This is a genomic window from Mesorhizobium sp. M0189, assembly GCF_040322135.1.
Classification (GTDB): Bacteria; Pseudomonadota; Alphaproteobacteria; order Rhizobiales; family Rhizobiaceae; genus Mesorhizobium.
Window position 1 is genome coordinate 81,717 of record NZ_JAMYSW010000009.1, and the last position, 18,463, is coordinate 100,179.

17 protein-coding genes, 1 tRNA gene and 1 pseudogene are annotated in these 18,463 nt (G+C 61.3%); 12 read left to right on the top strand and 7 right to left on the bottom strand.

Features of this window, described 5'->3' with window-relative positions:
• Positions 1–6: 6 nt before the first annotated feature.
• From NKJ09_RS18070 to NKJ09_RS18095, 6 genes and pseudogenes are all read left to right on the top strand, one after another.
• Positions 7–969 (top strand): LysR family transcriptional regulator, encoded by a 963-nt coding sequence (locus NKJ09_RS18070; RefSeq protein WP_352684127.1) that lies wholly within the window; start codon positions 7–9, stop codon positions 967–969.
• An 8-nt stretch (positions 970–977) separates the two neighbouring features.
• Positions 978–1,240, top strand: a pseudogene (locus tag NKJ09_RS18075) (hypothetical protein); the annotation flags it as partial.
• Between the two features lie 891 nt (positions 1,241–2,131).
• Positions 2,132–2,923 (top strand): calcium-binding protein, encoded by a 792-nt coding sequence (locus NKJ09_RS18080; protein ID WP_352483785.1) that lies wholly within the window; start codon positions 2,132–2,134, stop codon positions 2,921–2,923.
• 386 nt (positions 2,924–3,309) lie between these two features.
• Positions 3,310–5,082 (top strand): type I secretion system permease/ATPase, encoded by a 1,773-nt coding sequence (locus tag NKJ09_RS18085; RefSeq protein WP_245278601.1) that lies wholly within the window; start codon positions 3,310–3,312, stop codon positions 5,080–5,082.
• Positions 5,060–6,373, top strand: coding sequence for an HlyD family type I secretion periplasmic adaptor subunit (locus NKJ09_RS18090; RefSeq protein ID WP_023719317.1), 1,314 nt, complete (start codon positions 5,060–5,062; stop codon positions 6,371–6,373). Before NKJ09_RS18085 ends, NKJ09_RS18090 begins: the two co-directional genes overlap by 23 nt.
• Before the next feature lie 670 nt (positions 6,374–7,043).
• Positions 7,044–8,261, top strand: a complete 1,218-nt coding sequence (locus NKJ09_RS18095; protein ID WP_245278594.1) for a tyrosine-type recombinase/integrase — start codon at positions 7,044–7,046, stop codon at positions 8,259–8,261.
• Between the two features lie 21 nt (positions 8,262–8,282).
• Here NKJ09_RS18095 and NKJ09_RS18100 read toward each other — a convergent pair.
• Positions 8,283–8,358: transfer RNA gene (locus tag NKJ09_RS18100), tRNA-Ile, on the bottom strand.
• Between the two features lie 171 nt (positions 8,359–8,529).
• Between NKJ09_RS18100 and NKJ09_RS18105 the strand changes: the two genes are divergently transcribed.
• Positions 8,530–9,237 (top strand): SIMPL domain-containing protein, encoded by a 708-nt coding sequence (locus NKJ09_RS18105; RefSeq protein ID WP_352494952.1) that lies wholly within the window; start codon positions 8,530–8,532, stop codon positions 9,235–9,237.
• Between the two features lie 135 nt (positions 9,238–9,372).
• Here the strand turns inward: NKJ09_RS18105 and NKJ09_RS18110 are convergent, their stop codons facing one another.
• The gene (locus tag NKJ09_RS18110) at positions 9,373–9,732 is read right to left on the bottom strand and encodes a hypothetical protein (RefSeq protein WP_023719320.1); all 360 of its coding nucleotides are present in this window, start codon (positions 9,730–9,732) and stop codon (positions 9,373–9,375) included.
• Positions 9,733–9,979: 247 nt separating this feature from the next.
• Entirely contained in the window at positions 9,980–10,426 is a 447-nt protein-coding gene (locus NKJ09_RS18115) for a YcgN family cysteine cluster protein (RefSeq protein WP_023719321.1), read from the bottom strand.
• A 224-nt stretch (positions 10,427–10,650) separates the two neighbouring features.
• Between NKJ09_RS18115 and NKJ09_RS32510 the strand changes: the two genes are divergently transcribed.
• A complete protein-coding gene (locus NKJ09_RS32510; protein ID WP_502901808.1) occupies positions 10,651–12,849 on the top strand; it encodes an OmpA family protein in 2,199 nt (732 codons plus the stop codon).
• A 237-nt stretch (positions 12,850–13,086) separates the two neighbouring features.
• Positions 13,087–13,602, top strand: a complete 516-nt coding sequence (locus NKJ09_RS18130; protein ID WP_023719323.1) for a TIGR00645 family protein — start codon at positions 13,087–13,089, stop codon at positions 13,600–13,602.
• Positions 13,603–13,656: 54 nt separating this feature from the next.
• Here the strand turns inward: NKJ09_RS18130 and NKJ09_RS18135 are convergent, their stop codons facing one another.
• Positions 13,657–14,523: an SDR family oxidoreductase gene (locus tag NKJ09_RS18135; protein WP_352494950.1), complete on the bottom strand. Its 867-nt coding sequence runs from the start codon at positions 14,521–14,523 to the stop codon at positions 13,657–13,659.
• A gap of 198 nt (positions 14,524–14,721) precedes the next feature.
• Between NKJ09_RS18135 and NKJ09_RS18140 the strand changes: the two genes are divergently transcribed.
• Both NKJ09_RS18140 and NKJ09_RS18145 read left to right on the top strand, forming a co-directional pair.
• Entirely contained in the window at positions 14,722–14,988 is a 267-nt protein-coding gene (locus NKJ09_RS18140) for a type II toxin-antitoxin system VapB family antitoxin (protein WP_023719325.1), read from the top strand.
• Positions 14,985–15,374: a type II toxin-antitoxin system VapC family toxin gene (locus NKJ09_RS18145; protein WP_023719326.1), complete on the top strand. Its 390-nt coding sequence runs from the start codon at positions 14,985–14,987 to the stop codon at positions 15,372–15,374. The genes NKJ09_RS18140 and NKJ09_RS18145 overlap by 4 nt, the downstream gene beginning before the upstream one ends.
• Positions 15,375–15,381: 7 nt before the next feature.
• On the opposite strand, the gene NKJ09_RS18150 is transcribed toward NKJ09_RS18145, so the two are convergent.
• Together NKJ09_RS18150 and NKJ09_RS18155 are read right to left on the bottom strand one after the other, a co-directional pair.
• Positions 15,382–16,014, bottom strand: a complete 633-nt coding sequence (locus NKJ09_RS18150; RefSeq protein WP_023719327.1) for a helix-turn-helix transcriptional regulator — start codon at positions 16,012–16,014, stop codon at positions 15,382–15,384.
• Between the two features lie 7 nt (positions 16,015–16,021).
• Complete coding sequence (locus NKJ09_RS18155; protein WP_352494949.1) at positions 16,022–16,894, bottom strand: S1C family serine protease; 873 nt, start codon at positions 16,892–16,894, stop codon at positions 16,022–16,024.
• 175 nt (positions 16,895–17,069) lie between these two features.
• Here NKJ09_RS18155 and NKJ09_RS18160 point away from each other — a divergent pair, with 175 nt between their 5' ends.
• Positions 17,070–18,020 (top strand): S1C family serine protease, encoded by a 951-nt coding sequence (locus NKJ09_RS18160; RefSeq protein WP_352494948.1) that lies wholly within the window; start codon positions 17,070–17,072, stop codon positions 18,018–18,020.
• On the opposite strand, the gene NKJ09_RS18165 is transcribed toward NKJ09_RS18160, so the two are convergent.
• The gene (locus NKJ09_RS18165) at positions 18,017–18,442 is read right to left on the bottom strand and encodes a VOC family protein (protein WP_352483190.1); all 426 of its coding nucleotides are present in this window, start codon (positions 18,440–18,442) and stop codon (positions 18,017–18,019) included. The genes NKJ09_RS18160 and NKJ09_RS18165 overlap by 4 nt on opposite strands.
• Positions 18,443–18,463: the final 21 nt, after the last annotated feature.

Genomic DNA, 18,463 nt, shown 5'->3' on the forward strand with positions numbered 1-18,463 from the left:
CAATACATGCGTTTTAAGGGACTCGATCTAAATCTCCTGGTTGTGCTGGACGCTTTGATCAGGGAGCGTAAAGTCACCGCCGCGGCCCGCAGTATTAACCTGAGTCAGCCGGCCATGAGCGCCGCCGTCGGTCGGTTACGCGCCTATTTCAGCGATGAGCTATTTACGATGAACGGCCGCGAACTCATTTTGACACCGCGCGCGGAGGGGCTCGCCACAGCAGTCCGGGACGCATTGCTGCACATCCAGCTGTCGATTATTTCCTGGGACGCCTTTAACCCGGCCCGATCGGATCGTCGCTTCCGCATCATCCTTTCCGATTACCTCACGCTCGTATTTTTTAAGAAGATCGTAAAGCGTGCTGCGCGGGAAGCTCCCGCCGTCCGCTTCGAATGTCTGCTTATTTCCGACGACCCCGAGGAGCTTCTCCGGCGCGGCGACGTTGATTTTCTGATTATGCCCGAAGTGTTCATGTCGAAACATCCTCGCGCAGCCCTGTTCGAAGATATGCTCGTATGCGTAGGCTGCGGCACGAACAAGCAGCTGTCAGAGCCACTTACATTCGACCGATACTTGTCGATGGGGCAGGTTGTGCTTAAATTCGGGGACACCCGGCAGCCCTCCATCGAGGAATGGTATTTGCTCGAGAACGGTTTCGAGAGACGTATCGAGGTCGTCGTACAGGGCTTTAGCATGATCCCGCCCCTTCTATCAGGCACCAACCGCATTGGGACAATGCCCTTACGGCTGGCGCAGCATTTCGCAAAATTAACACCCCTGCGGATTGTCGAACTTCCGCCGCCACTTCCTGCCGCATTCACGGAGGCCGTCCAATGGCCTGCGCTTCACAATAATGATCCGGCAAGCCTATGGATGCGGGAAATGATGTTGCAGGAGGCATCTCGTATGATTACCCCGCCTAAGAGCACCGGACGTCTCAGTTGTCGGCCGACGACCCCTCCGTTATGAGAGGAGGCATGGATGGCGATTGGGATTGGGCGATTCCTGCATTGTCGAGAACGATGCAGGGAGAGCAGATCCTTCAGCCTGAAGAGGTGGCAGCGATGCTGCCGCTGCATGAGCTTGGCTGGGGAACCGACGGGCGAACGAATTCGGGTGCGCTCGCAACACGGTGCCTCGGTATCCAAGCGAGGGCGGGACTGTTCCGTTTCGCAAGCCTGTGCGGCCGACCGCGTTTGACGGACTGGACGATTGGCTGCGGGAGCGCTTCTTCCCCCATGGCTCGGGCTGGATGACGATCTCGACCCGCTCCAGATGCGCCGGGAACGCCTTGCGCGGTCGCGCAGCACGTCGCGGCTCGCCTGTCGGTCTTGCGGCCTCGAGCTCGGACTCAATCGCGCCGAGCCCGGTCTGGATTTCGAAGGCGAAGGCCTGCTAGGCACGTTCGAGCTTCTCGGAGCTGCGACCGAAGCGGCGCGCTCCAGCTGCTTGACGATCCCATGAAGGTCGGCGATCCTCACCTGGGCACGCTCGTTGAGTGTCGCCATCCGGACGATCTCGGCCTTGAGTGTTTCGCTCCGGAGTTGTTGCAGTTCGGCCTTCTCCGCCGCCATGGCGACGAACATCGCCTTGAGCGTATCGATTTCGTGGGGACGGGCCGAAGCGCTTCTCATCATGACGCCGACAGAAGCTTATTGTGCACGGCCTGAAGCCCGCCTTTTGCGCCTGAGTCACTTCGCCACCGCCTTCCGGCCGGACGCCGTCGCCGTTCGGCTCGAACGCGTGTCCAGTCCATGCCTTCGACGAGCGCCATCAGTTTCGGCGCGGCAAGCCGATCACGCCGTTCTCCGCCAGCGGAACTTGTCCTCGTCCAGCGCTCACGGTGCGGGTATGCCGGCGTCGAGCAAACAGAGAGAAGTTTGGGGCCCGACCAGGACGGCCCCGTTACGAAGTTCGTCCTAGTCCCGGTTTGAGTGTCGAATCTTCATCGATTGCTTGGGCGACCAGCGTCCCCGCCGCCAGCGAGCCCGCAACTGCTCAGCAGAAGGGCGAAGTGAACGTGAATGCATCCATTTCGTAAATGTGTGTCTATCCAAGCAATCGATTTCTCTAATTATCCGATGAGCAATATGAACGCGTCAGGCAGGGTGCATCATTAGGAGTATTTTCGATGGCAAAGATTATCGAGGGTGGCCCGGGTGCCGAAACACTCATCGGCACCGAGCTTGACGATTGGATGGAGGGTTTCCAGGGCGGTGACTGGATTGACGGTCGCGGCGGCAACGACGAGATCTCGGGTGGCCCGGACAGTGACCGACTCATCGGCGGCAAGGGTAACGACCGCATCTTCGGCGGAGATGGCTGGGACGATCTCTCCGGCGACAACGGCCGCTTCAACCCGCGCGTCTCCGGTGAGGACAATGACAGGCTCAGCGGCGGTCCCGGCCAGGATGTCCTCTACGTGGGTGACGGCCAGGACACGTTGACCGGGGGCACCGACAGTGACACGTTCGTGTTCCAGTTCCACAATCCGGTGCCTGGGGTTGTCGGGTCGAAGTCGGACATTACCACTATCACCGATTTCAACCCGGCGGAGGACAAGTTCGCCTTCGATGCGGTGGGCCTCTACAATGACGGTTTTGGCGCGAACTTCGTCAACAACGCCAGCATACAGTCCGGCTACCCGGTGAGCAGCTTCTACAGTGGTGCGGCCTCAGGTGCGAACGGCGAACACGTCGTGGTAATCACTGGCGAATCTTTCAACTCTGCTTCTGAAGCCGCGAGTGCGATCTCCGGCGAGCACGCCGGCGACATCATTGTCTACCAAAGCAGCTACACCGACAGAGTCGCAACTCTGGCCTATGTCACCGCCGACAACAACGCGCATGAATTCGTCCACCTGGGCGGTGTGGTCACCGTGGCCGACCTAGGCCTGACCGCGTCGGACTTCACCTTCGTTTGATCCAGAAAACCCATACGGAACAGCGCCCCGCCCCCCGGGGGCGGGCGCTTCCGTTTCCGCTACTTGCGATGGGCCGGGGCGCCCGGGAGCAGTCGCAGCGTGTACAGCTTGACGAAGCCCTGCACGTCGCGCTGGTCGTACACCGAAATCTCCCTGAACGCGTGGAGGCGGAAGCCTGTTCGGGCCCTTGCGGCCGGCCACGATGACGTTGCCCTTCCAAGCCTTCAGCCGGACGGTGTTGTTGTTGACCCGCTCCATTAGATGCCAAGCCAAACATATTCGGCGGGAGCACTGATCCTGAATCAGCGAGTCGGTTGCCGCTCGGGGAGCAATATAGGGAGCTGGGTCGCCAGATCCTCACGGAGACCTACGTGAGTAACCATTCCTTGAAGGATTCAGCTTTGAGACCTTTCCCTCTGACTTCCGCTATTTGGGGAATTCTGTTGATCAGCGGCGTGGTCAACGTGCTTGCGCTGATCTCGCCGCTGTTCATGCTTCAGGTCTACGACCGCGTTCTGGCAAGTGGCAGCGTATCGACGCTAGTGGGGCTCGTCGTGCTTGCTGCAGGGCTTTATGCGTTCCAATGCCTGCTCGACGTTTTGCGCGCCCGCGTGCTGCTGCGGATTGGCGAGCGTTTCGATGAACAGTTTTCCGGACGCGTTCACGATGCGATCGTTCGCCTTCCGCTTTTAACGCGCATGCCGGGCGACGGCTTGCAGCCGCTTCGCGACCTCGACAATATTCGCGGATTCTTAGGTGGAAACGGTCCGACAGCGTTCTTCGATCTGCCATGGATGCTGCTTTATCTTGCCATTTGCTTCCTCCTTCATTTCTGGATCGGCATGACGGCACTTATCGGGGCGATCGGTCTCACATCTCTGACACTTCTTACCAACACTCTCTCGCAACGGCCGATACGCGATACCATTGACCACAACATGGTACGCAATGGTCTACTGGAAGCAGCGCGCCGCAATGCCGAGGTCGTGCAAGCTCTCGGTCTCGCAAAGCGGATCGCTGCCCGATGGCACAAGGCCAATGCCGAGTATCTGGCCGCCAACCGGAAAGCTGGGGACGTGGCAGGTGGGCTGGGTGGCATTGCAAAGTCGTTGCGCGTGCTGCTGCAATCGGCCATTCTTGCCGTCGGCGCGTACCTTGTCATCAGGCAGGAGGCTACGGCCGGGGTCATGATTGCCAGTTCGATCATGATGGGGCGTGCGCTGGCTCCGGTCGATCTGGCCATTTCAAGCTGGAAACCCTTCCTCATGGCGCGCCAGGGTTGGGCGCGGCTGGAGGACCTCCTGGGAAAGGTTCCTGAAACCGCTCCTGTTATGCCAATGCCTGCACCTGAACGCGAACTCCGCGTCGAAGGCGTGACAATCGTTCCGCCCGGCGAAAGGAAGCCGACCGTGACCGGCCTTGCGTTTGCCGTTCAGGCGGGAAGCGCACTCGGGATCATCGGTGCATCGGGTTCGGGCAAGTCGACACTCTCGCGCGCCATCGTCGGCGCATGGACGCCGGTCGCCGGAAAGGTTCGCATCGACAGCGCAAGCCTCGATCAATGGGACCCGGAAGCGCTAGGCCGTCATATCGGCTATTTGCCGCAAGGTGTTGAACTGTTCGACGGCACCATTGCCGAAAACATCGCTCGTTTTGAAGATAATCCTGACCCTGAGGCTATTGTCACCGCGGCGAAAGCAGCGGGCACGCACGAACTGATCCTCCGATTTGAGCACGGCTACGAAACTCCGATTGGTGAGGCCGGATCGGCACTTTCCGCCGGGCAGCGCCAGCGTATCGGTCTTGCCCGTGCTCTTTATCGAGACCCTTTCCTTGTTGTGCTGGATGAACCCAATGCCAATCTCGATGCGGAAGGTGAGGCTGCGGTCGTCAAGGCGATCGCCTCCGTGCGCGGGCGCAAGGGCATTGCGGTTGTCGTCGCCCATCGGCCGAGCGCCATGCGCGCCGTGGATTTTGTGTTGGTCATGGAAGGTGGACGGCAGCGAGCATTCGGTGCGCGTGATGAAGCGCTTTCCAAAGTCTTGAAGAGGGCAGCGATGGCACCAGGCGCTGGCGTCAAGGCCATCGAGTCTACACAGGATAACGTGGGAGAGCGCGCTGACATGGAGGATCCCGGTGGCCGGCATTCATCAGAATAATGACGTTTCCAGCTCCATTCGCCGGCACCTGGTGGCGGGCCTTCTGGCGAGCGTGATCTTTGTTGGAGGAGCCGGAGCCTGGGCGGCCTTCACGAATCTCTCCGGTGCGGTTGTCGCGTCCGGACACTTTGTCGTCGATTCCTATGTGAAGAAGGTGCAGCACCCGACCGGCGGGGTGGTGGGAGAAATCCTGGTGAGCGAAGGTGATAAAGTAAAAGCCGGCGACATCCTTATGCGGCTCGACGCCACCCAGACGCGCGCCACTCTCGCTGTAGTCACCAAGCGGCTCGATGAGCTGGCCGCCAACCTGGCACGACTCGAAGCTGAGCGTGACGATCTGGCGGAGATCGCCTTCCCGGACTGGCTGCTCGCCCGCAGAGATGTTCCGGACGTAGCTTCGGCAGTACATGGCGAGACGCGGCTGTTCGAATTCCGCAGACAATCCCGCGACGGAAGGCAGGCGCAGCTAGCGGAACGCATCACTCAATATGAGCACGAGATCGAGGGGCTCAAGGCGCAGGAAATCGCTTCTGAGAAAAGCACCGAGATTCTCCAAAAGGAAATTGCTGCCCTGAGTGGGCTGCGCGACCAAGGCATTGTCTCGGACCAACGCTTGAACAGCCTGAAGACGCAGGTTGCCACTTTCGGCGGCGAACGCGGTGAGAAGATTGCACATCAGGCACAGACGGCAGCCCGCATAGCCGAAACGCGCCTCCAGATCCTGCAGATCGATCCGGATTTCAAGACGGAAGTCGGCCAGGAGCTCAGAGAGGTTCAGGCGCAGGTTGGGGAGTATGTTGAGCGCAAGATGGCGGCTGAACAGGAACTGCGACGGATCGATATTGTCGCGCCGCAGTCAGGCGCCATTCAACAACTCGCAGTTCATACGGTCGGAGGAGTGATCACGCCCGCCGATCCGATTATGCTAATCGTGCCGGAAGGCGACGATCTTGCGCTTGAAGCACGAATCACCCCGAAGGACATCGACCAAATCCAGCTTGGTCACAAGGCCGTGCTGCGGATGTCAGCCTTCAATCTGAGGACCACGCCGGTATTGAACGGATATGTCAGCCGGATCGCAGCCGATCTGGCGACGGACGAAAAAAACGGCGTTTCGTATTACCTGGTGCGTCTGTCGGTTCCGCATGCGGAACTGACGAAGCTCAAGGACCTGACGCTCGTGCCCGGCATGCCGGCCGAAGCGATGATCCAGACGGGCGAGCGTACGGCGCTTTCTTATTTTGTGAAGCCGCTGTCGGACCAAATCAGTCGCGCATTCCATGAGGAATGAAAGTAATCCACAGAAATATTTTGTTTGTATTCTTGTTGGTTGTTACGCATGCATGAGAGTCATAACCGTCTGAAAACACAGCCATGCTTTCCTCAGTTGGATTCCGCCTCTGACTCAGATTCGTGGTTCCGCGGTCATTTTGCCCTTCCAAGTCGCCGACCATTCAGTTCTTGGCCTCGAGCGCATTAAGATACCCATCATCGTACACAAAGGCTGGAAAAGAGTCCGGTGTCTTGAGCGATCCTAGGTCTGGAGACCTAGGGTGAGCCTGCAAGCACAGGGCCAGGACATGATTGAGCGTCTGCAATATTCGGACAGGTACATAGGAACACAGGCAGGCGTCAAAAACGCGCTTTCAACGCGCTAAACCGATGCTACGCACCCCGAGCGTCTTGCCGCCCTCGCTCCCGCCGGTAGGAATCAATCGCGAGCAGGCTGCGACGTTCATCGGCGTAAGCTCAACGACCTTTGATGAAATGGTCCAGGACGGCCGGATGCCGCAGCCACGAATGCCGAGCAAGGGGCGCATTGTTTGGGACGTCGAGGAACTTGTATTGGCCTTTCGAAAGCTCCCTCACCGCCAAATCGGAGGAGCACCAAAGCTTGACGAAGATTCGCCGCCACTAGACAATCCTTGGGATCGAAAACCACGAACATGACGGATGAGCCCGTGAAAATCGATCTTAAGGGCGTAGTGAAGGACACTGATCGCCACGGCAATGATCGGTACTATTTTCGCGCACCGGGTCGGAAGAAGGTCCGGCTCCGTGAACCGACCGGCAGCGACGAGTTCCTCGAGGAACTGCGCTGCGCACGCGCCGAGGTCTCTTATGTTCGGCCCGGCACTCTTCCCGAGATTTGCCGGCGCCTCCCCAAGCCTTCCGAGCCAGCGAAGAAAGGCACGTTAGTGTGGCTTTGCCAGGAGTATTACCGTCGGGGCGGCACGGAAATCACCCAAGACACTATGGCGCGCCGACGAGCAATTCTGGAGCGCGTATGCGAATTACCTCATCCCCTCGAAGGTGACCCGGATCCTCAGTATCCCACCAAGGGATCTCTGCCATTCGCCGGTATGAAACGGTCTCATGTTAAGGAGATCAGGGACACCAGGCTCGACGCCCTGGGCGCGGCAAACAATATCGTAAAAGCCATCAGCGCGATGTTTGAGTGGGCAAAGGACACAGAGATTCCGGGCGTCGACTCCAATCCCGCCCGCGGCATCAGACGGCTAAAGAGCGGCGACGGCTGGCACCCATGGGACGTGTCGGAGATCGTTCAATATGAGAAGCGGCATCCGCTGGGTACCGCAGCCAGACGTGCGCTCTCGATCTTCATGTTTACTGGCCTGCGGTTGTCCGACGTCGCGATCTTCGGTCGACAGCACATCACGCTCGTCTACAACGAGGAGACCGAGCAGTGGGAGAAGTGGATCAGAATTAAGCCTGGGAAGACCAGTCGTAACAAGGATGCGGTGTTGGTGGAGCTCCCGCTTCTGCCCGAACTAGAGGCGGAACTTGAGCACACGCCTTCCGACCAGATGACCTTCCTGGTCAATGAGTATGGTCGCCCGTTCTCGGAGAACGGTCTGGGCAACAAGATGCGCCAGTGGTGTGATCAAGCTGAGCTGCCGCACTGCAGTGCTCATGGAATTCGGAAGGCCGGCGCGACGATCGCCGCTGAGAACGGCGCGACGCACGAGCAGCTGAAGGCGATATATGGGTGGACTACGTACCAGCAGCCCGACCACTACATCAAGAAAGCGCGTCGCCGGAAGGTAGCGAGAGCGGCGAAATACCTGCTGGTTATCGATCGAAAAGAGAACAAAATTGTCCCACTTTCTGAGGGGGTTGAAAGAGGTGGGACAAAAATGGCCAAAAAATCCAATTAAATCAACGGCCACAAAAGCCAATGGTGGGCCCGGAGGGACTCGAACCCCCAACCAAGCGGTTATGAGCCGCCGGCTCTAACCATTGAGCTACAGGCCCCACGGCGTTGGATTAGTGTTTTTCCCTGAACCGCACAAGGCTTTCAGAGCGGCTTTCCGAGGGGGCTGGCCGAGACCGCCCAAATCAGCCCATATTGATAACCTATTGCACGTCCCCCATTGGAGCCGCTCGACACTCGGCAGTCTTGGGATCGCAGATCGAGGAGATTTCATGACCAGACGTATTTTGCCACTGGCGATTGCCGCCGCAATCGCATTTCCGGCGATCGCCGGCGCCGCCGATTCGCCGCCGCCGCGCATCGTCGTCACCGGCGAAGGCGAGGCGGCGATAGCACCCGATCTGGCTCTGCTGACGCTCAGCGTCATGCGCGAGGCCAAGACGGCGCGTGCCGCGCTCGATGCCAATAACGACGCCATGGCCGCGGTGATCGCGGCAATGAAATCGTCCGGCATCAAGGAGCGCGACCTGCAGACCGCGGGCATCCAGATCAACCCGCGCTATAACTACACCAACAAGCCCGACGGCAGCCAGGAGGCCGAACTTGTCGCCTATCAGGTGACCAACACGCTTTCGGTGCGCATCCGCGACATCGACAAGACCGGCGACATTCTCGACAAGGCGGTGTCGCTCGGCGTCAACCAGGGCGGCGGCATCTCCTTCTCCAACGACGATCCGGCGGCAGCCGTCACTGAAGCGCGCAAGAAGGCCGTCGCCAATGCCATGGCCAAGGCCAAGACGCTGGCCGAAGCGGCCGGCGTCGGCATCGGCCGGGTTCTGGAAATCACCGACCAGAATTTCGCACCGCCGCCGATGCCAATCGACGCCAAGGCTTTCGATGCGGCCGGCGCATCGGTCCCCGTGCAGGCCGGCGAGAATTCCTATACCGCGCAGGTGACGGTGACTTTCGAACTGAAGTGATCGTCGATCGCAGCGCATGAAAAACCCCGGAGGACCGATCCTCCGGGGTTTTCGAGCCGCACCTTTCCGTCCTGGCGGAAAGAGGCTCCGCTACTTTACCGGCTGAAAGACGCCGGCCGCAAAGCTTCGACGGGCTTAGCGATAGATAATCGGACAACCGCGCTCGTTGGCGAATACGATCACCACGCGGTCGCCGTACTGGCGGCCAGCGACCTTGACCGTGCGGCGGTTGATGTCGACTATGCGGGCGCGACGCAGGCCCATACGTTCGGCCTTGTCGAGGGCACGCTCCGGCGAACAGGAGCGGCGCCAGTTGCGCTCACGGCGGTGTTCGCGATAGTAACCATCATCTTCGTCGCCGGTATAGACGCCGACGCGCGGATCTTGGTTGTTGCCGAAACCGAGATAGATACTGTCTGCATGGGCTGGGATGGCAGCAAGCGTGCCAAGGCCGACAAGAGCCGAAAGAGCCGCCGTCTTGATGGTGTTGAACATTGTCTTCTCTCCTTGTTTGAGGGTTTCCACCCGTTTTCGTCGAACCGATGGGAGGAGAATGCACCCGCCTGTCTGAATTTTTTGCGAACCGGCCGTTCATCTCCGGTTCATGCGGCAGAACCGGGATAGTCTCTCGCTTCCGGAACCGGTGCTATGGACGGCGGTCCTACATAGGGTGGACCGGCATGGGCGGATAGGCAACGTCCGTTTTGCTGTCGGTTCTGGGTCCTCGATTCCGGAGTAAATCCTAAGGCTCGTCTGCAAGCATATGGTCGAAATAATCCTCCGGCTCGGCAAGCTCCGTCTCGCTGGCGCTGACCCGGCCGCGCATCGAGATGCCGGCCTCGTGCACAGTCTCGTCGCTTCCCGACACCAGCCTGTGCCACCAATAGAGATCGCGGCCCTCGGCAACCAACCGGTAAGCGCAGGTCTTGGGCAGCCAGCTGATGGTGCGCACATTCTGCGGCGTCAGCCCGACGCAATCCGGAACACGCGCCAGCCGGTTGGTATAATCGGAGCAGCGGCAGCTTCCAGCGTCGAACAGCCGGCAGCCGACGCTGGTCCAGTAGATATCTCCGGTGTCCTCGTCTTCGAGTTTGGACAGGCAGCATTTGCCACAGCCGTCGCAGAGCGATTCCCACTCGGCCGGGGTCATCGCCTCCAGCGTCTTGGTTTTCCAGAACGGCTTTTCCATCGTCGGCATGTGGACCTCGGAGGCGTCAAGGTCAAGCGCAGCAACCCATGCACCCTCGTCCGAACAATACGCCGGGACCATACGCCAAGACCATACGAATGACATGAAGTCGCCTTCAAAACGCCGGTCAATCGCCCTGTGCCACCGCTAAGACCTACAAACAGGAACCAAACATGGTTGCTGAAAGTTTGGGCAGGGATGGGACGCCACAAGGAGTGTTTATGATGAAACGCCAACCATGGATTCTGGCAGGCACGGCGCTTGGCCTGTTGATGGCGTCCGCGCCGTTAGGCGCGTTCCCGCTGCAAGGCAGCGCCGCATTCGGCCCCGCTCGGAACAGCGCAGTGCTTATCCCGGCGCAGTCGAATTGCGCCGAAGGCGAGTCGGCCGAAGCCTGTGCCCAAGGCGGGCAGGCGGAGCCGGAACAGAAGCCCGGCAAGAGGCGCGAACGGCAGGAGCGAACCGAAGCACCCGCCGAACAATCGGGCGAGTCCGAGCAAAAGCCGCGCCGGAACAAGCGCGAGCAGCAACAGACCGAATCCGCGCCCGCCGAACAACTCGCGCCCTCGGGCGGAGAGGAGCAGGGCAATCAACGCAGGAAAAAGAGGCAGCAACAGCAGATCGAAGCCGAACAGCCGGCCGAGCAGGCTGCACCCGTGAATGACGATCAGCAGATCAAGCCGCGCAGGAAGAAGCGCGACCAGCAACAGCGGGAAGCCGCACCTGCTGAACAGCCGGCCGAGCAAGCTGCGCCCGCGAGCGACGATCAGCAGCAGCTCAAGCCGCGCAGGAAGAAGCGCGACCAGCAACAGCAGGAAGCCGCACCTGCTGAACAGCCGGCCGAGCAGGCTGCGCCCGCGAACGACGTTCAGCAGCAGCTCAAGCAGCGCAGGAAGAAGCGCGACCAGCAACAGCAGGAAGCCGCACCTGCTGAACAGCCGGCCGAGCAGGTTGCCCCTGCAAACGACAACGAGCAGGGCAATCCGCGCAAGAGGAAGAATAAGCAGGACCAGCAGGCGGCGCCGGCTCTCCCACAGGCCGAGCCACTTCCAACCGACAAGCAAGCCGCTCCTGCTCAAGCCGAACAGCCCCAGGACCAGGCGAAGAAACGCGGCAAGAAGCCCGTTGGGGAAGAGCCGGTGACAGGCGAACAGCAGCCCGCAACCGGTGAGCAACCCGCCACCGGCGAACAGGCAGCACCCGCCGAGGGTGGGCCCCCTGCTTCGGGCGAAGCCGCGGCCAACCCGAACGAGGCGCCCATACTGGACAGTCAGAAGGATGTCAGGCGCAGGCACGGCAAGGACCAAGGCGGCCAAAACGCGGGTCGCCAAAATGGCGGCAAAACGGGTGGTCAGGAAGGCAACCAGCCCGTCGAGGAGAACGGCAACCAGGCGGAAGTCTCGAAACCGGCTCCGGTCGACCAGGGGCCGCCCCCGACCGACGACCGGGCAGCGCAGCAGGAGATCAAACCTGAAAAGATCGCTCCCGTGACCGAGGAAAAAGGCAAGCGCGTCGAGCGCTCAGCCGATTTCGAGGATGTTCGTCGTCGTCGGCGCCCGCAAGGCACCAATGTCCTCAGGGAATTCGGCGACCGCGTCATCCTCCAGTTCAACAACCAGACGTTCGTCGAAAGCAGCGACGCCCCGCGTATGCACCGCGGCGCCAGGAATGTCTATTATGAGGACCTGTCGGGCGATCGCACCCGGGAAATCGTGGAGCGTGACAACGGTTTCCGGATCGTCACCATCCGCAACCGCTACGGCGACGTGATCCAGCGTTCACGCATCGCGCCTGACGGACGCGAATATGTGCTGAGCTATGTCGACGAGCGGAACTATGACGATGATGCAGACTGGCGCGACCCGGGCGACGACCTGCCGCCGATGCGCCTTACCATCCCGCAAGAGGAATACATTCTGGATTCCGAAGAGGTCGAGGATCCGGACGACTACTACACCTTCCTCGAACGACCGCCGGTGGAGAAGGTCCAGCGCCTCTATTCGATCGACGAGGTCAAACGCTCGGCCCGCGTGCGCGACATTGCCCGCCGCATCGACCTCGATACGCTCAACTTCGAATTCGGTTCGGCTTCGATTTCCGACACCGAGGTCCAGAAGCTGGAGGGTGTTGCCAACGCCATGGACAAGCTGCTGAAGAAAAACCCGGCCGAGACCTTCCTGATCGAAGGCCACACGGATGCAGTCGGCAAGCCGGAAGCGAACCTTGCATTGTCCGACCGCCGCGCCGAGGCAGTCGCCGAAGCCTTGACCAATGCCTTCGGCATCCCGCCGGAGAACCTGACGACACAGGGCTATGGCGAGGAGTATCTCAAGGTAGACACGTCGGGACCCAACCGTGAGAACCGCCGCGTCGCCATCCGCCGCATCACCTCGCTGGTGGCGCCGGTGGCCAGCGCCCAATAAGCGGAATGTGAACCGCGCGATCCGATCAACCATTGAATCGCGCGGTCACCAATCTTGAAACGCGAGGTCACCAATCCCAAATTTTGGAAAGGGCGTCCCTGCCCCGTCCCGACTCCAGCGGGACACACGAGCCCCGCCGGTTCCCCTCCCCGGCGGGGTTTCGTTTTTTAGAACCTTGCAAACCGCCGCAGCCTGCCCGAAATACGGCACTCCGACAACGGAGCCCGGAATCGCCGCATGAAGCGCCTCGAACTCGCCATCGAATCGATCATTCTCGCCTCGCGCTGGCTGCTGGTCGTCTTCTATCTCGGACTGGGCGCGGCGCTTGCCATCTATGCCGTGTCCTTCGGCAAGAAGCTGTTCGAGTTCGTCTCCGTGGCCTTCACGCTCGACGACACCGATACCATCCTGAAGATCCTCGGCCTCATCGACGCCGCGCTGGTCGCCTCACTGGTGGTGATGGTGATCATCTCGGGCTACGAAAACTTCGTAAGCCGCTTCGATGAAAATGACGGCAAGGTGCATTGGCTGGGCACGATCGATGTCGGCTCGCTGAAGGTCAAGGTCGCCTCGACAATCGTCGCCATCTCCTCGATCCACCTCTTGCAGGTTTTCCTGAACTCGGTCTCCTACACGACCGACCAGCTGATGTGGCTGACCATCATTCATCTGGCCTTCGTTCTGTCGGCACTGATGCTTGCCTATATCGACCGGCTGATGGGTCTTGGCAAAGCCAAGAAAGCCGAAGGCTGAGCACGCGTCTGTGCCGGTCTTTAAGAGATACGCCTGTCAGCTAGATGCTTTCCGTCAGTAAATACCTTTGATTTTGGTATCAGTCCGCTCGAACACCTCGTCCGGCACAAAAAAGTCGCCGGCGAGCGGGCCTGTCGCGCCCGGCGCATAGGCTGAGAAATCGCTGACGCCTTCGGCGCGCAGCACTTCTTCGTCGATGTAGAAATTACCGGTTGCCCCGCGCGACGGCCTGACCAGGATGGCGTGTGCGGCATCGGCCATGATGTCGGGCGAACGGCTCATCGCCGCCACCGTCGCCCCGCCCAGGAGGTTGCGCACCGCCGCCGTGTCGATGGTCGAGATCGGCCAGAGCGAATTGACCGCAATGCCATCCCTGGCGAACTCGGCGCTCATGCCCAGCGTGCACATCGACATGCCGAACTTCGCCATCGTGTAGGCGACATGGTTCTTGAACCACTTGGCCTTCATGTCGAGCGGCGGCGCCAGATTCAAAATGTGAGGATTTTCCGCCAACCTCAAGTGTGGAATGCACATTTTGGAGACGAGAAAAGTACCGCGCGTGTTGATCTGGTGCATCAGGTCGTAGCGTTTCATGTCGGTCTCCAGCGTGCCGGTGAGTTGGATGGCGCTGGCATTGTTGATGCAGATATCGATGCCGCCGAACGTCTCCACGGTCTTGGCGACGGCTTCGGCGACCTGCGCTTCATCGCGGATGTCGCACAGCGCCGGCAGCGCCTTGCCGCCGGCCCGCTCGATCTCTTGCGCCGCTGTGTAGATCGTCCCCGGCAGCTTCGGATGCGGCTCGGCGGTCTTGGCCGCGATCGTCACATTGGCGCCGTCGCGCGCGGCGCGCAGCGCAATCGCCAGCCCGATGCCGCGTGACCCGCCAGAGATGAACAGCGTCTTTCCCTTGAGCGACATCCTCGCCCCTCCCTGTGCTACTCTCTTTTCTACCATCTTTTCTCCTTGCGATCCTTGCCTGCACCGCCGGCGGATACAAGCGCCCTTAACCCGCAGCGGTGGTGTGACGCTACGGAGGGTCGTGGATTTCGCGGGAGCGCGCGTTGAATCTGTCGGGCAAGTTGGTATATATTCTATACGAAAAGGGAGAATATATAAATGGCCTTATCGATCAAGAATATGGCGGTCGAGCAACTGGCACGTGAGCTCGCCCGCCGGCGCCAGGTATCGGTGACGGAGGCCATCCGTCAAAGCCTCGAGCGCGAGGTTGCGCGCGAGCGGCTTGTGCCGCGCGACGAGACCGGTGACCTTTTTCAACGTCTGATGGCGATTGCGGAACGAGCTGCACGAATACCGGAGCGCAAAGACGCGATGAGCGACGATGAAATTCTCGGTTATGACGAACTGGGTATCCCGACGCGATGATCATCGATTCCTCGGCGCTGGTCGCCATTTTACGCACGGAGCCGGGCTACGACCGCTTCGTTTTGGCGATCACCCAGGCTGAAAGACGTTTGCTTCCGGCACCGACACTGCTTGAAACGACAATGGTGCTCGTCGGCCGCTGGCAGGACCAGATTATCGATCGCTTCGAAACTTTTTTGCGCACCGCCTCGATCGAGACGATCCCCTTCACGGCCGACCACGCCGCGGTCGCTCGTCAGGCGTTCCTGCGCTATGGCAAGGGCCGGCATCCGGCCGCCCTCAACTTCGGCGACTGCATTGCCTATGCTGCGGCACGTATCGAAGCCATGCCGTTGCTGTTCAAGGGTGACGATTTCCGGCTGACCGACATCGAACCGGCTGTTTGATCCACGGCTAGACCAGCACCAGGCCCTGCCGCATGGCGATGGCGATCGCATCGGTGCGGTTGGCGGCACCGAGCTTCGTCAGGATCGCTGCGACGTGGAATTTCGCCGTATGCACGGAGATGTTCAGCCGCCGCGCGATGACCTTGTTGGGCGCGCCTTCGGCGAGCAGTGCCAGCACCTCGCTTTCGCGCGGCGAAAGCGTCGGCCGGACGATTTGCTCGTTACTCGGTTCCTCGTCGAACCGGTCGCTGTCATGAAAGGTAAAATCGTGCCCGTCTGACAGAGCGTGGCTGTCACGCGAAATCCGGTAGCCAGCCGCCGCCAGCCGCGCCGCAGCGGCGATCAGCACGTCGTCCGCTGCCACCGGCAGCACGGCAAACACTGTATCGGCCGGCCGCTCCCCGGCCGCTCGCGACGATAGCAGCACTCGAGGCATAGCGGCGTCGACGAGCCCGCCTTGCACCCCATGATCATCGACGATGGCGACATCCGCCGCCCAACGCCCGTCGACTTCGCCCGCCAGAAAAGGCTGCAGGTCATCGGTCGCAGCGAGAGCCGCGGACAGACTTCGCGCGCGCTCGACGTCACGGAGCACGATCAGCACCGTCAGCCGTCTGCCAGCGACCTCACCGCTTACCATCTATCCCTCAGCTCAGTGGTTTTTCACCGATGGTCAGTGAGATCTCACGGTTCTCGCCGCCGCGCACCACGCCGAGTGTCACCAAGGCACCGGCGCTGTCCGGCCCGAGCTTGCGGATCAGCTCGCGCGGGCCATGCACCGTCTCTGCGTTCCACGATACGATGATGTCGCCGAGACTGAGACCGGCGGCTTTCGCCGGGCCGCTATCGTCAAGGCTCATCACCATGGCGCCCTGTGTATCACCATTGCGGACCGGATGCAGGCCGGCACCAAGATAGCCCCTCGCCACATGACCCTTCTCGCGCAGCGTCGTGACTGCCCGCTCGATCGTTTCGTAAGGCATGACCAGCGCCCGCCGGCGTGGCCCGAACAGCAGCATGCCGATCAGTCCGCCCTTGGCGTCGAGCACAGGGCCGCCCTCGAAACGGCCGCCGGCATTGACGGCAAGGTTGATGCGCCGGTCGATCGTGCCGCCGCGCATTGAACGCCAGGCCGGGCCGACCTCGCCGACCGTGCCGAAGGTAGCGAGCGAGGTGCCGTCGCTATTGCCCGCGACGATCGCCAGATTGCCCGGCCGCACTGCATCCGCCTTCACCAGGGACGGCACGCTTGGTGCGCCGGTGGGTTTCAAAACGGCCGTGCCGGTGGACGGGTCGCGGCCGACCAGCTCGGCCTTGACGGTTTCGCCCGAAGGAAACGTCAGCTCGATCTCCTCGCCGGCCTCGACCGCCTCCTCGGCAGTGACGAAATAGTCGTCCTGCCAGTGGAAAGCGGTAGACGTGCGGTGGTGGTGCGTCGCGAAGCTGGCCGTCGCTGGAGCCGCGGCTGCGGCGATGTCGGCAATGGCGTCGGAAAATGTGCTCAGATTGAAATCGCTCATGATTTGTCTCCTGGGTTCCTCGTGACCCAGATATCGCCCGGCAGGGCGTTGGCGGATACTCGCCTGACGGCTAGTTGGGCGTTTGACTGGCCATCTGGTCAGGTCGCGGCCGGTCCGGCCGCTCCGCACATATAGGCATTGTTCATCTTGTTCCAAAAGCTACGGAGCCCCGCAGATGGCCCTGCCCGCCCAGCAATTGCAATATGACGATGCCCTTCTCGATGCCTATTCGGCGACGGTCGCCGATGCCGTCGACCGCATCGGGCCCGCCGTCTGCCGCATCGAGCGTGTCGGTGGCCCGGGCGGCCATGGCTCAGGCTTCGTCATCGCGCCGGACGGGCTGGTCGTCACCAACTTCCACGTCGTCGGCGATGCGCGCAGTGTGCGCGTGTCGATGCCGGACGGCGCCTCCAGGGAAGGCCGCGTGCTCGGCCGCGACCCCGACACCGACATTGCGCTGGTGCGCGCCGACGGCAACTTTGCCGACGTTGCGCCGCTTGGCGATTCCAAGCGTTTGAGGCGCGGCCAGATTGCAATTGCCATCGGCAACCCGCTCGGCTTCGAATGGACCGTCACCACCGGCGTCGTCTCGGCGCTCGGCCGCTCGATGCGTGCCTCCACCGGCCGGCTGATCGACGACGTCATCCAGACTGACGCCGCGCTCAACCCCGGCAATTCCGGCGGACCGCTGGTGTCCTCGGCCGGCGAGGTGATCGGCGTCAACACCGCGATGATCCACGGAGCGCAAGGCATCGCGTTCGCGGTTGCCTCCAACACCGCCAATTTCGTCATCTCGGAGATCATCCGCTTCGGCCGCGTGCGCCGCGCCTTCATCGGCGTTTCCGCCGACACCACCAACCTGCCGCGCCGCGCAGCACTCTTGTCGCAAGTGTCGAGCAGCACGGCGGTGCGCCTGCGCAGCGTCGAGAAGAACAGCCCGGCGGACAAGGCCGGCCTCAGGGAAGGCGACATTATTGTCGCCATCGACGGCCGCCCGGTCACCGGCGTCGACGATCTTGTGCGCATGCTCGACGCCGAGCGCATCGGCCGCGAGACACTGTGCACGGTGGTGCGCCGCTCCGGCATTGCCCAGGTCACGGTGATGCCGTTGGCGAGGGCAAGCTAGCTCGCTGCAGCACCCTGCGCATATTGCGCCAGGAATTCCGGGCTCGGCGGGATCGGCCTGATCACGTCGATCAGCACGCCGTTGGGATCCTTGGTGATGAAATGGCGCTGGCCGAAGGGTTCGTCGCGCAGCGTTAGCAGGATCGGCAGGCCGGCGGCGGTGATCCGCTCATAGACGGCATCCGGGTCCCTGACCTCGAAATTGATCAGCACGCCAGACGCGCGGCCCCGCCCCTCCTCCGGGATCGTCTCATGATCGCCCTGGACGATGCCGAGGTTGACGCGGCGATCTTCGGCTGAGCGCAGATGGATGTACCAGTCGGCCTCGAACAGCGGCTTGAAGCCGAAATGCGCGACATAAAAGGCTGCAGTGCCGGCAACATCGCCCGTCATCAGCACCGGATAATAGCTCGTCGTCCTCATCTTTCCTTCTCCCGGCGAACA